This window comes from Brevibacillus composti (assembly GCF_016406105.1).
Classification (GTDB): domain Bacteria; phylum Bacillota; class Bacilli; order Brevibacillales; family Brevibacillaceae; genus Brevibacillus; species Brevibacillus composti.
This window is the reverse complement of record NZ_CP066308.1, coordinates 166,001-178,696: the sequence shown is the minus strand read 5'-3', so window position 1 is coordinate 178,696 and position 12,696 is coordinate 166,001. Positions and strand designations below refer to the sequence as shown.

At 51.4% G+C, this 12,696-nt stretch carries 20 protein-coding genes; all 20 read right to left on the bottom strand.

The window, feature by feature from the left end:
• The gene (locus JD108_RS01025; protein ID WP_198828197.1) at positions 1–489 is read right to left on the bottom strand and encodes a hypothetical protein; all 489 of its coding nucleotides are present in this window, start codon (positions 487–489) and stop codon (positions 1–3) included.
• 327 nt (positions 490–816) lie between these two features.
• The gene (locus tag JD108_RS01020) at positions 817–1,380 is read right to left on the bottom strand and encodes a hypothetical protein (protein ID WP_198829938.1); all 564 of its coding nucleotides are present in this window, start codon (positions 1,378–1,380) and stop codon (positions 817–819) included.
• A gap of 45 nt (positions 1,381–1,425) precedes the next feature.
• Positions 1,426–1,821, bottom strand: a complete 396-nt coding sequence (locus JD108_RS01015; protein WP_228728258.1) for a hypothetical protein — start codon at positions 1,819–1,821, stop codon at positions 1,426–1,428.
• A 17-nt stretch (positions 1,822–1,838) separates the two neighbouring features.
• On the bottom strand, positions 1,839–1,991 hold the full coding sequence (locus JD108_RS01010; RefSeq protein WP_198828195.1) for a dimerization/docking domain-containing protein: 153 nt from the start codon (positions 1,989–1,991) through the stop codon (positions 1,839–1,841).
• A gap of 2 nt (positions 1,992–1,993) precedes the next feature.
• The gene (locus JD108_RS01005) at positions 1,994–2,401 is read right to left on the bottom strand and encodes a hypothetical protein (protein WP_198828194.1); all 408 of its coding nucleotides are present in this window, start codon (positions 2,399–2,401) and stop codon (positions 1,994–1,996) included.
• 240 nt (positions 2,402–2,641) lie between these two features.
• The gene (locus JD108_RS01000; protein ID WP_198828193.1) at positions 2,642–2,842 is read right to left on the bottom strand and encodes a hypothetical protein; all 201 of its coding nucleotides are present in this window, start codon (positions 2,840–2,842) and stop codon (positions 2,642–2,644) included.
• A gap of 61 nt (positions 2,843–2,903) precedes the next feature.
• Complete coding sequence (locus tag JD108_RS00995; RefSeq protein WP_198828192.1) at positions 2,904–3,050, bottom strand: hypothetical protein; 147 nt, start codon at positions 3,048–3,050, stop codon at positions 2,904–2,906.
• A 14-nt stretch (positions 3,051–3,064) separates the two neighbouring features.
• Positions 3,065–3,907 (bottom strand): hypothetical protein, encoded by an 843-nt coding sequence (locus JD108_RS00990; protein WP_198828191.1) that lies wholly within the window; start codon positions 3,905–3,907, stop codon positions 3,065–3,067.
• Positions 3,908–4,807, bottom strand: a complete 900-nt coding sequence (locus JD108_RS00985; RefSeq protein WP_198828190.1) for a type II secretion system F family protein — start codon at positions 4,805–4,807, stop codon at positions 3,908–3,910.
• Positions 4,804–6,153 (bottom strand): ATPase, T2SS/T4P/T4SS family, encoded by a 1,350-nt coding sequence (locus tag JD108_RS00980; protein ID WP_198828189.1) that lies wholly within the window; start codon positions 6,151–6,153, stop codon positions 4,804–4,806. The genes JD108_RS00985 and JD108_RS00980 overlap by 4 nt, the downstream gene beginning before the upstream one ends.
• On the bottom strand, positions 6,150–7,271 hold the full coding sequence (locus tag JD108_RS00975; protein WP_198828188.1) for a CpaE/TadZ family protein: 1,122 nt from the start codon (positions 7,269–7,271) through the stop codon (positions 6,150–6,152). Before JD108_RS00975 ends, JD108_RS00980 begins: the two co-directional genes overlap by 4 nt.
• Positions 7,268–8,059 carry a CpaB family protein gene (locus JD108_RS00970; protein ID WP_198828187.1) on the bottom strand — a complete coding sequence of 264 codons (792 nt, stop codon included), beginning with the start codon at positions 8,057–8,059 and terminating at the stop codon, positions 7,268–7,270. Before JD108_RS00970 ends, JD108_RS00975 begins: the two co-directional genes overlap by 4 nt.
• A 105-nt stretch (positions 8,060–8,164) precedes the next feature.
• Positions 8,165–9,037 carry a CpaE/TadZ family protein gene (locus tag JD108_RS00965; protein ID WP_198828186.1) on the bottom strand — a complete coding sequence of 291 codons (873 nt, stop codon included), beginning with the start codon at positions 9,035–9,037 and terminating at the stop codon, positions 8,165–8,167.
• A 3-nt stretch (positions 9,038–9,040) separates the two neighbouring features.
• The gene (locus JD108_RS00960) at positions 9,041–9,799 is read right to left on the bottom strand and encodes a hypothetical protein (protein WP_198828185.1); all 759 of its coding nucleotides are present in this window, start codon (positions 9,797–9,799) and stop codon (positions 9,041–9,043) included.
• Between the two features lie 137 nt (positions 9,800–9,936).
• A complete protein-coding gene (locus JD108_RS00955) occupies positions 9,937–10,215 on the bottom strand; it encodes a hypothetical protein (protein ID WP_198828184.1) in 279 nt (92 codons plus the stop codon).
• A gap of 109 nt (positions 10,216–10,324) precedes the next feature.
• The gene (locus JD108_RS00950; RefSeq protein ID WP_198828183.1) at positions 10,325–10,942 is read right to left on the bottom strand and encodes a DUF4046 domain-containing protein; all 618 of its coding nucleotides are present in this window, start codon (positions 10,940–10,942) and stop codon (positions 10,325–10,327) included.
• Between the two features lie 96 nt (positions 10,943–11,038).
• Positions 11,039–11,530 carry a hypothetical protein gene (locus JD108_RS00945; protein WP_198828182.1) on the bottom strand — a complete coding sequence of 164 codons (492 nt, stop codon included), beginning with the start codon at positions 11,528–11,530 and terminating at the stop codon, positions 11,039–11,041.
• Between the two features lie 29 nt (positions 11,531–11,559).
• On the bottom strand, positions 11,560–11,982 hold the full coding sequence (locus tag JD108_RS00940) for a TadE/TadG family type IV pilus assembly protein (RefSeq protein WP_198828181.1): 423 nt from the start codon (positions 11,980–11,982) through the stop codon (positions 11,560–11,562).
• Between the two features lie 6 nt (positions 11,983–11,988).
• Positions 11,989–12,471: an A24 family peptidase gene (locus JD108_RS00935; protein ID WP_198828180.1), complete on the bottom strand. Its 483-nt coding sequence runs from the start codon at positions 12,469–12,471 to the stop codon at positions 11,989–11,991.
• A complete protein-coding gene (locus tag JD108_RS00930; RefSeq protein ID WP_198828179.1) occupies positions 12,468–12,644 on the bottom strand; it encodes a Flp family type IVb pilin in 177 nt (58 codons plus the stop codon). Before JD108_RS00930 ends, JD108_RS00935 begins: the two co-directional genes overlap by 4 nt.
• Between the last annotated feature and the right edge of the window lie 52 nt (positions 12,645–12,696).

The following is a 12,696-nucleotide window of genomic DNA, read 5'->3' as shown; positions in this document are numbered from 1 at the left end:
TCATCTCCCAATGGTAATAGTACCCAAAATAATCTCTTCTACATGCTGGCCATTATCATCTTCCCAAGATATTTTAAATTTTAAGTCGCTAAAGATTGATGCCAACTCTTCCTCTGTCATACTCTTATGAAATATGGGCGTAACAAAATTAGGGATACTTTCGAAAATCTTAACAGTTTCGTGATTTTGTAATTTTATAAGGTCATGTCTCAGATTCCCTGCAGGGTTACCTCCCCGAATTTGAACCTCATAATGGGCAGATTTTAATTTTACCTGAGATTTTAACCTTATTTTCCCAACATACACAGCCTCAACATTTGGGTCATTATCTACAGGTTTGATTTCCAGACTTGCTTCCCAGTGATCACTGCTTCCCTGTAATGTGTGTACCCAATTTTGACTCTCACTACATCCCATTAGGAAGACAAGCGCGATTAATAGGAAGTGAATTGTTCCTTTTTTAATTTCAGAATACTTCCCTTTAACCATTCTGTTCAGTCCACCCTCACGGTACTCTGTAACTTCGCTGATGAAGAGACTAGAAAATACACCCTTAAACAGCGTTGATTACCCCACCAACCAATATATGGATATGGTCAATTATAGTATACAATTTTTGGAATTGCAATTATTTAACCATTATTTGTATAAACACGAAATCTCATCTTAGGCTCTCGGACCCCCTTAAAACAGGCAAAGCCCTAAGTCTCAAGCAGGACTTAGGGCAATTCTGATCACATACTATACGAAAATTAGCAGGATTATAGAAAAAATCCCTTTCCATCTTTGGGTTCTCACATACACCTGACATTTGCACTACCATTTCAACTCCTCCACGCTGACAACAGGAAAAGAGTGAGCCGGCAACATCGGCAAAAAGGGACGCTCGTTTACGTAGGCCACCACCACATGCGAAGGGCCTACCATCGCTTTGGGGGCCATGCGGAGCTGCTCCCCTTTTTCGGTGGTCACCGTAATTTCCAGGAGTCCGCCGCCGGGTCTGGCCGCGCCTGTGGTTACCTGTTCGAGCATCAGATTGGTTCCCGTGAAGCGAAGGAGCAAATGATGATCCTTGCGCCAAGATAAAAAATCGACATAATGGCGGGCAAAAGACAAGGAATCGGTGGTGACACTGTGACTGCCTGGGAGGTAGTCGTTCCCCTGACGCGTGTAGCCGCCATTCGCCAGCATGCGCTCGTCAAAACGGTCGAGCGCTTCCGCTTCTACCAGCTCGATCACACCCTCCGTCTTCAGCACGGGGTGGATGGCAAACGTAGCATGATGATTGGACTGCTCCAGCAGCATTTTTACTTCCGTTTTCTTTTGCATGGCCAAATCGGCGTCGACCACAAAGACACCGATCAGCAGAAAAAACAACAGCGACGAAATCGATAAGACGTTGATTCCCGTAGAAATCCCCTCCGACTACAAATCATAGTCCATACGGTTGACCGTACCATGACGCACAACCCGCATCTTCTTTTCAGCAGGGAGCCAGGAGACGAACATGGGAAACGGCAGCTCCGCTTGCAAGGAAAATTCATCTTCGTGACTCCACAAGACAGGGTCGGCAGCCCGGGTTCGCCGGACCGTGATTTGCAGATCAGCTTCGGAGAGGGAAAAGGATTTCTCCGCCAGCTCCCGATTGAGAAAAGACCTGACCTGCTCCTGTACCTCCTCATCCCCGCGCCCGCCGTGATTGCTTACATACTTGGCAGCGGCGGCACTGACCTCCAGCAGTTCATTGTGTGTCTGGATCACCGTATGGACCTGCAAGATCCCCATTGGAACCAACAACAGCACCATGACTTGAAGTAACACTGCGATGATCTGTCCCATTACCCGGTACCAAACCTCGTGACCTGTTCAAGCAGCTTGCCGAAAAACTGCATGCAGACCGCCATCAGATTGTCAGGACCCGTCAAAAGCAAGTTTACCGTTAGAGGCAGCACGACCACCATCAGTCCCAGGACTGCAAGAATTTTACTCATCTCTACCACCCCGGGTCAAAATATTCGGAAGGACGACTTCCCGTAAATCGAAACGAAGTCTCTCCCTTTGCAAACAAATGCATCCACTGGGAAAGGCGGGAGGGACGCACTTCCAAAGACAGGGTGACCATTTCATTGCGCTCCTTGCGTGCGCGCAAACCCTCTGCCCGCGGATTGCTTCCCGCAAATACATCCGAAGCGACATCCCATCCCAAATCCTGCATCTTCCCAAGGTAATAATCCGCCAGGAGCGGCTCCAGATAGCCAATATCCTGCATATCATCAAAGACATCCGCGTATATGCTCCTGGCGATCGCTCTCTCCATCGCGTACATCTCGAAAGCGGCGATCGCGGAAAAGAGAAGCAGCATAACCGACAAGCAGATGAGAAACACCTTTGCTTTCAACATGTTCATCCAGCAGCGATTGGGGCCATGGCCAAAGCGCCGCCCCGCTTCCCAGGAAGTATCCCGGAGCGGCAAGGCTAGGCGGCAAGCTGGCGGCAAGCTAATGAAAGATGGCCGTCGCTGCTTTATACACCCTTTCCTGTTGAGTTTCTTTCAATTGCTCTTGCGGGCTGCTCCCCCACAAAAATGCACACAGGCTCCCGACCATAATGAGGATGACGAGGAATACGTGATGATGAACCATTATCGGCTGGAATAAGACGTGCCGTTCTGCATCTTGAACTGCACGTTCTCTCCCCTCGTATCGTAGTTCAGCGATGTCACGGAGTTGTGAATGTTTTCCGCGGATTGAATGGCGGATGGACTCAATTCGTTGCCGTAAGAGCTCACACCAATTCCCAGGACCATTACGCAGGCAAGAAAGATAAAAAACATTTTCGACATGACGACACACTCCTTATCGATTTTTATTGGTTGATTTCACTATCACTTTGCTTGGTGCACCTCAGGGCAGTGCTTGATCAATCCAGCTGACAGCCCGGTCACGAAGTCCGCCGTCCTTGACGATGGAATCGTTCACGGACGATATGCTCGAAACGATAATTCCCAGTGTAAAAACGATGCACATCAAAATCGAGAATAGCTTGGTCATCGCCAATCCCTTCCTCAAGTAAGGTATTTATCCAAAATTTCGGTCAGCAGCTTGTACCACGGATACATTGCTACCAACAACCCCATGTAAAAAGCGGGGTATACAATGATGCTGTAGCCGATGCCGAGCGATTTGATTTTTTTCCGGTGCCGAAACATACGCCGATGGTCAACTGCCCACTCCAATCGCTGCATGGTGAGCGCCACCTGGCCGCCGCTCAGGCTTTCAACCGTCCGCATGCTGGAAACCAGCATTATGGCGTCATCGACACCCAGTTTGCGTTTGAAATTTTCCAATGACTTGTCTGGATCCTCATTCCACTCGGAAAGGCTGGGCACGTATTCTTTGAGCAGCCGCGTCGGCCGCGCCGCTTTTACCATCGCCGCGTAAACCGGCACCTGATTTTCCAGAAGATTCACATAGCGGTTGATAAAACGGGCGATGTCAGTGCTGAGCACTTCTTCCCGGTAATTGGCCCACATTTTCAGCCCGATATACGGCAAGAAAAAACTGAGCGTGGACGCGATCAACAGTGTTAGCAGCGGAAATGAATCGGAGCGATTGAACATCGACGCAAACAGCATCAAGAGGCAGACCGCTGTGCCGCAGACGCATTGGGCGAACACCCACTCCGGCTTGCCCCATCCAAACGGTCTGCCTGCCCGCTCCAACAATCTCTCCCAGGCGGGATCTTCCGAGGCGTTCACCGTCTTCGTCCAGAACTCTTTCCAAGGCAGGGTGACGAATAGCTTGGGTCGGCGCCCCAAACCCGCCCAGTGCTTCCCGAGTGCAAAGCAGCCGATGAAGACAAAGAGCGCTCCCAAAGTCAATGTGGCATACAAGTAAACCACTGGCACCTAGCGATACCTCCTCCCCCAGATAAATGCCAACAGGATGGAAATCGACCACACCATAACAGCCAGGGACAAAATAGCCTGTCCGTCATTGGTGAAAAAGTAGAGTCGGTAGGAGTCTTTTAACAAGGTCTGGTTGTACGGAATCAAGCAGATACAAATGATGATCACGACGATTAAACTGATCCAAATCGAGTGAATTTCGCTGTTGCGCTCTTCTTTTTCATCCTGCTGAACAAACATTTCACTGGTCAGACGGTTCAGTGCCGTCTGAATATCTTCGGTTTCCCCTTCCAGACCGCTCGTCACATAGGTGGCAAAATCAAACGCCCAATGGTGATTCAAGCGCTCGGCAAACTCCTGCAAGGCGATAGCTGAATTTCCTCCGTCGGCCAGCTTATTCGTCAGCAGCAGCAGCTCGGGGAGCAAATCTTTCGGGCACTCCTCCACCATTTCCCGAAAGGCCAAAACGATGTTTTTCCTGCTGGAGTAGTAACGGGAGAAGAGATCGACGAACAGGCAAAAAGACATGATCTTTCGATTGATCAGCACCGTATACCGGGCGTATAAGAGCAAAGTAGGCAATAGCAGCAGCAGCACGAAGAGAGACAGGGAGACGATGACATTCCCCAGGAGCAACCCTGACACGAAGCCGGCCGCACCGCCCGTCATCGAAAGGATGAGGAAGTATGCAGGCTCCCCTCCCGCGATCTGGCACCAGCGCTCGTATTGTTTGTACAGATAGCGGTTAGGTCTATGCTGAAGCATCCGCTCCCGCCACTTTGCGACCGCGCCGGTAAAAAACACTTTTGGCGAGGACCAGGTACGATGAGCGTACAAACCGAGCATGAAAAAACCGACCAGGAGACAGACAAACATGGGAATAAACAGAAACAGCTTCATAGTAGCCTGCCCGCATCTGTCAGCCGCAGATCCTTCAGAATCGCGAGGTCTGCTCTGCCGACGTGACACATGTATTCCACCAGATGACCGTCCAGCTTTTTTCCCGTCCACTCGTATTCGCCTGTCACCCTGTTCCGGGAGACGAGAGGGACCGATTCGACGCGGCTCATCACATCATTCCACTCGGTCACGTGGATGGCGTCAATGAAGCGATGGCCGTTGTTGCGGTAGGTGAGAGAATTGATAAAATTGACCGCGCGACTGATTCTCTCCTGAGTCAATTCAATGCTTCTCCCGCCGTATTGGTAGACCAGATCGGTTAAATCGTTCAGCGCCTTGTGCGGAAAGCGCTCATGCATGGCGGCCAAGGTAGCATCCGTTCCTCGCACTCCCGCGTTGATAAAGTGATAGGCCTCGATCGGTTCGCGGATCTCGCCGATCAGAATGGTATTGGCCGTCGAACGGTACATGTCCTTAAAGGAGTTGCCCAGTTCGATCCCGATTTCTTCTACGTTCTGCAATTCGATGACCTCCCCGTCCCAGACATCCCCAAACCGCATTTCGTGCTCGCTTTCAAAGATGGTAATGTACTCGGTCTGTGGATCCTTCAGCTTGAGCATGCATAACATCAGGGTGGTCTTCCCCGCAGCCATCGGACCGATCACCAGTGCATTTCCGCGGCCGTGGACCTGCTGCTCAATCAACAGCTGCACCTTTTCATCGAATGTCGGCATCTCCTGCTCCCGCAATGTATCCAATGAAAAGGAAGGAGTTGCAAAACGGCGCACAATGATGACCGGAACACGGGAGTAGGGATAGGTAAACATGGTGAGTCTCGCCTTTAACGATTCTAGGTAACTGCTCAGCCGCGGTTTTTTTTCATTGAAAGATAGACCGGCCGTGTTCGTCAGCTTTTGCTGGAGTGTCTCTACCTCTTGCCAGGAAGGGATATAGTCTAAAAACTTCTTTACCCCTTGCTCGATATACGCTACCTGCCTCCCTGCGGACAGCCTCACCTCCTCCACCCAGGGCGACAGATGGAGCACGGCGTCCAGGATGCCCCATCCATATGTGGAAAAAGCTAGCCCCTCATAGGCGTTTACATGGGGAAGGATCTCTTCTTTTACAGGACGTCGCAAAACCTCCTCAAAATAATGCTGCAGCCGAAGGATGATATGGCTGTGGCTCCTGCGGTCTCCCTGTTCGGCCAACGTCAAGATTTGCTGCATCTCCATCTTTTCTTCCCGCGTGGAGCCAAAGTGATTCAAATAGTCCCGGGCCGCCTGCTGAACATCCTGAATGGTACGGATATCGGCGGCGGTCCATTTCCTGAGCGTCTTGTTCATTGGTAGACGACCGCTCCTTTGACCGCTTTTTCGGCGTGCAAGATAGCTTGCAGCCCCATCACGTAAGGTTTGGGAGGAAGAAACTCCTCGACGAGAACACTGGATGTCCGATGGGACTGGCTTAGCCGCTCACCTGGTATATGCGGAACCACTCCGTACACGGAGATGCCCTCTCCAATGCGATGGGCCTGTCCTTTCTCCATGTGGCTCAGCATGACCTGGCATTCGATCCCGCGCACCTCCCAGTTCTTTATCCAGTCTTTTGCCGCCTCCATGCTGAACGGGTCCGAACGGACAAAAAGCAGATTGCGGTCCGCTGTATGCATGAATCTCTGCAGGGCCTCCGTCTCCGGGAAGCCGTATCCCCAATCCACGTAGATGTAGTCAAATTGTTCGCGCAGCGCAGCCATCAGATTGGAAACCTCTGTGCTTTTCCAATTGCTTGTCGCATTTGCATAGAAAAGATTCGAGACGTGGTTGTGCTGCTTGCAGACCTTTCGCCAGTCTCTCCGTTTGGCTGTTCGAATGTCCAATAAATCAGGCCGAAAGAGGCTGACTTGGTGCTGGCCCAGTTTGAAAAAACGAGTCAGATCCGGTTTGTGGACGTTCATATCCAGGACGAGAACCGCTTTTTCCGGGTGTTCTTTTGCCAGCAGGATCGGGTAGTTGATGCAAAACGTGGTGATGCCGGCTCCCCCATGGCTGATCAAGGCGTAGATCAACCCGCGTTTTTCCGCATTTTCCACGGGAATCTCTTCTTCCTGACAGTCAAAAATATGCCCGATGTCCCTTTGGATTTCCTTTTGCGAGAGGTGGGCCGACAGTACATACACGCCGGCAAGACCCGCCCCTTCTACGACTTCCTTAATCAAATGCTCGTTTTGATAGAGGGGAACAATGACAATGGGGGCCTCGGGCGGCAAAGACTGTTTCACTTTTGGCAGCCACTCCCAGGCGGGCATCTCAAACATTTCAGAAAAAACGACGGCCGCTTCTGGTTGATAGCGCTCAGCCAGCCGAAAGAAATCGCCGGCGGACTCAGAGACGAGCACTTGGCATTTGCTTGGCAAATACGTGTGAACCAAGGATTTGACGGGATAGCAAACGATCGTCTTCATCTCGTAGTCACCACCTCCGGACTTGATAGTTGACCAATTTGGACGACACCGTACAGGAAGGCTTCGCTGATTGCGGTAAACTGCTGGTCGCTGAGATTTAATCCGATAAAAGACGCCAGGGCTGTAGGCTGAGAGCGGTAGTCCTGATAGCGTTTTTCTCCGTTCAGCAGCGGTCTTTCCCGGGAACCGTTGAAGATGGCATCCATGTGATCGGGAGCGGGAAGGGGATTGGGCTTAATCGAATAAATTTCGCTCCCATTGCTGTCCCTGACGGTCGCTAATTGGGTTGTAAACAACAGGTCTGCCGTCCCATTGCTCTTATGAAAATGACTGGGCTTTGGCAAATGCTCCAGTTCGGCGGGTGATTTATACGTCACCCACACCTTGACGTAATCGCCCTTTCTCAATTCAGTGACAGGGTTGAAAAAGGTAAGCGGAAATTCATAGCGAGCCTTCCCTTTTTCCGGGAGAAGCTGGTCATCCGTCAGTTTTCGCTGGAGCAGCTGCTCGCCGGAATAGAGTATCTGTGTACTCCTTTTGCCAATTACCATTTCGAGATCGCTGATGGAGTCGGGCAAAATTTCGTCGACTTCTTCCTGTACCAGAACCACATCTGCCCGAGTGATCGGTTCGTAAGGCAATATCTCCTTGCCAGGCGCGACCTTCACCACCGGGGCGTACAGCCGCTCTAAAGCGAGCGCCTCAATGTAGCGGGTAGCGAAGTAAAAGCATGAGCCTGCCAAAAGAAAAGAAATGATGCTAATGATGAATAAGGTCTGTTTTTTCATAGCGCTCTTCCTTCTTCGTGATTGGAAAAACTGGGCTTATCGCCTCGTCCCATAGCGAAAGCCATCGTTTTTCTTATCCTTCCATCCTTGATCGCTTTCGCGAGCCTACACTTTTTGAAAGGATAAAAGCGAGGCAAGTCCGCTCTCTTCCTCCGGATACTGCTCCAAAAAGAGCTTGGCTTTCGAGTGGGCCGAAAACGTCTTTTCCCCGTCAAAAAGCGGGACGACCTGGTCCACATGAACGGGGTTCTCTTCATCCCAAAGAGAAAGAGTCCCTTCCACTTTTTTCATGATTGCGGAGCGGTTCCATTTTTCGCTCCATTTATTCGCAATGATTTTTATTCTAAAGTGATGATGTCGCCACCAGCCCGGCGGTTCTTCGGTGACGATCGTCCGGGTGAGTCTCGCTAAATCGGTATCGATCACGACCCATATTTCATCGACCAAACCCAGCAGCCTGTCTACCTGCTTGACTCGCCAGCTTGAAGAGAGATCCACCAAGACAATCGAACTCTCTTTGCTCAATCGAAACAGCCAGTCCGCATGATCGTTTTCTGTAATGGCTTGATTCATAGTCATGGGAGCTTCTACATGGATGCGAAGACAATTGTTTTGCACGAGGAGAATGGAGGTAGGTGCAGTCGAATGTGGTGTAGAATCCGTTACTCTCCGTTCGACGTCGAGAGCAAAGTAGGTATATGATATCGTTCCGGGCAGCTCGCCAAGGCTGACGGATATGCCCTTTCCTGCGAGGGCAAAGGCGATGTTGCCGGCTAAAAAGCTGGCCCCCGCCTGCGGATACAGACTGAGGATCGCGATGCTGCGCTGAGTCTGCCTCGGAGCATCTGCGGTCTCATCTGCGGTTGTCAGCTTTTCTTTTAACGCTTGGAGCAGTCTCTCCTCGTCCTGCGTACGTGAGATCTCTCTTTTCTCCAGTTCGCGGAACTGGCTTACAAACCGATTCACCTGCTGGAACATTTTCTAACCTGCCTGCGAGTCTTTTTCATTTTGCTTAGCCCACAGGTATTTCTTGAACTTTTCCAGCATTTCGGCGATGGTCAGCGTCTTGCGATGATAGTAGTAAATTTTGCGCAGCCTTTCCCGCTCCTGATGGGTCAGATGGGGCTTCACCTGTCTCACCATCTCCTGCAGCTGGGCCAGTTCAGCATTGTTGGGACGTCCTCTCCTCGGCGGCCTCGCAAAAAGCTGCTGCTGCTGTTTGCAAAACGCGTGAGGCTCTTCCAACAGCCACATGTCCACCAGCGTGCCGATATCGGCCACTGAGCGGATCCCCAGTTTCATCAGGTACTTATAGTAAGCCGGGAAGTTCTGCTCTCCTGTCTGCCCTCTTTGCCAGCGCCGAAAAAAGCCAGCCGGGGCGGTAAGCATCTTGGTCACATCGCGGACGAGCTGATCGCGGCTGCCGGATTGATACCGTCCGACCGTATCCTTTACGAGGGCAAACAGGACATCGTGATAGCCGGCCTGTCCCTCTCCACCGCCATTTGCCTGTCTGTACCAGTTCTCCACGGCTCTGTCAAAGTCACTGCGGCAATTGGCCAGCTGGATTTCATCCAAATGCTTGTAGAAGTAATCGAGCCCATAAGCAGATACGACTTCATCCTGATACGGACCGAAAACATACGCAATAAAAGTCTCTTTCAGCTCCAGTACAGAAATCAAACGACTTGTCTGTTCATAGCAGCGGTTCACCAGCTCTATTGCGCTCTTTGCCAACATTTGAGATTACCTCCAATATTTTACATATTTATACATCAGTAGACATTTTGCTACATCTTACACCCTTCGTCAAACCATTTTTTCCGGCAATAGGGGCGCCCGCCCTGTACGCATCCGTACGAGGCGGGCATGGGAGTCTACTCTACGAAAAAGAAGAGTTCCTCCCCGGTCGCGAGCAGAAGGGCGATCCTTCCCCCGCGCTCCATGACGGTTGGAGCATTCTCCATTACCACGATCCCGTCATTGAGGATGATTCTCTCTCCAAACTGAGTAACGGACTCAATTCGGAAAGTTCCCTGGGGCATTCGGTCCACTGACAAATGCCTGCCAGGCTTGTGCTTTTGGTAACGCACGAGGCGTCCCAAAAGAATTTCCACTCCTGTGGAGCGGTCTTGGTGAGCTTCAACTGTTGCCATTTGCAACTCCTCCTTTTCTCACCAATCTTTTACGGCCGTTTCATATGCTTATAAGCGAATGAAACTAACTCTACCGTAAAAAAAGACAGCGCACCGACGCAAATAAATTTCATCTATCCTCCCACAGGCTTGGGACCGCCAGCTCCGGATACATATCGGTGATCATGTCAAAGGGAGAAAAGTACAGGGTGTCTACGAGAATCTTCAGCTTGTATTTTCGCAGCAGAGCGTATGCCCGCTCGGTCTTGCCAAAAATCTTGGGCAAGTCCCGCAAATCGTCCACCTTCATCAATTCCCGGCACATGTACTGAAAGCAGACCTTGGCGCGCTCCTCCCCTTTGACGCTTTGAAAATACAAGGGGGGAAAATGGCGGCGAATACCCTGCAGCACCTCCTGGTACACCCACAAAATTTTTTGCTCCTCTGTCGGCTTCGGCAGGTACGGATACGCATAATCGACCAAATAGTAAACATCCTGTGGTTTTGCTTCGATCGGCGGCTCCACGTACTCCCGGATGAGATGGAGCTTCAGCTCCTTCACATCCTGCATGCTCAACAGCTCTCTGGCCTGTTCCGGCGTCCACATTTTTACTTGTTCGATTGCGTAGCGAATCACCAGCTGCACCTTTTGTTTGCGGTACTGCATATCCTCAAACTCGTACGGCGAAAAGCGCTTTTGCGTTCCTCCCAATATACGCTTGTACCGCTCGACGATTTTTGACGGCACGACTCACTCACTCCCACACCATTGGAATTTGAATTTGAACCCAAATTACCATAGGTGAATAGGACAAAAATAACAGGAATGACAGAATCAACCAAACTAAAAGTCATACACCCCTGACTGCGATACTCGGCTGAATCTTCCTTTGGCCTCCCCCCAGAAATGCGGCAGCTTTTGTTTCGCCTCAATTTCCACGTGATAGATGCCCTGGCCGTACAGCTGTTTCCTCTCTCCCCGCTGGTGGATGACCAAAACGGATTCCGCCTGCTTCTCAATGGCCGGACTATTGAAGCGCCACAAAAGCTCCGCCTCCTCCCGGGCCCCGCGGACAATATCCGCCTCATAGCGCAAGGCATCCTGTTTGGTTGCAAATAAACGCGTTTGTTTTTCACCGTTATGGTCCCAATACTCCCACGCCCCGGCGGCTCGGGCTCCCTTTGAGATGATGTCCGCCGTCTGCTGCACCCGCATGTTGGCGAGATTGACCTGGCCCAGCACCAACAAAATCGACAGCAATCCGCCCATGCAGATGAGAAAAAAGAGCGCGGTCATGGTCATCGTCCCGCGCTCCTCCGTCAGCTTTTTCCCCATCCGCTTATCGCTCCTCCTGCCTCTGTGCTTCAATAGCCTGACTCCTTTCTGGCGTTTTCGATCATGAGATGGTAACTTTCTTTCAGTTCATACGGAGCTCCTGAGGCCAGCCGTTTGAATTGCATCGTGGCTTCGGCCTCGAAATGATTCCCTTTTTTCCATCCCCCGTGCACATACAGGCGGATGCCGCTCTGCGTCATGCCGATCCCCTGCTGCAGTTCGGCTTCGCCCATGCGGATCGCGTGGTATTCGGCCAGGCCGTAATTGGGCTGAACGGCGGCGATTCGTCCGGCCTCATAGGCTGCGGCGAGCACCTTCTGCCGGTTGTACAGAATCGAGAACTGATCAAATGAAAAGATGAACAGCAGCCAGAGAAGCGGAAGAACCAGAATGAGCTCCAGGATCTGGCTGCCTCGCTCATCGCGGATGCAGACGAGCCATTTTCTCCGCATAGGTTCCTACCTCCAGAAAAACAACTGAACCAGGTACGCTCCCAAAAGAGGGACGGCATAGGGAAAGGAGAGCGCTGAATGTGCGGTTTGGGGGAGCCAAAATTGGCGATGCGCGATCCACCCCATAAACATGATCTTCAGATTCTGGCCGAGCCTTCTCCAAATTCGCGGCAAACAGAACATGACCAGGAGGCAGACTCCGATCGAGCAGAGAAAAAACAGATAGACGTCACCCCAACTGCTCCACGCTCCTACTGCCATGAGCAGCTTTTGATCCCCCATGCCCATTCCTCGAAGGGCAACCGGAAGAACCGTGAGCAAAAATCCCCCCGCCATCCCGGTCAAAGCTGCCCACCCCGTGCCCGCCAATGATTGGTAGATCAGCCCGGCGGCCATGACCGGAAAGGTGATGAGATTGGGGATGCGGCGGTACCGCCAGTCAAAAAAGGCCGCCAGTCCCAAGAACACAGGCAAGACCAGATCCGTCATTTGCTGATCATCGTCTCAATCTCTTTCAGTCTTTCATTCTCTGTCTCACCCAGGTTCTTCAGCGTAGGAACCAAGAGGATCAGGACGACCGCGATGATAATCACCATCTCCACAATCGTCACTCCGTCTTCTTCCTTTACAAAGCGAGCCAGGTAATTCGATGCCCATGTCATAGCCAAACACTCCTTTCAGTGGGTTATCTCTACCTTGTCAAAAGACAGAGGG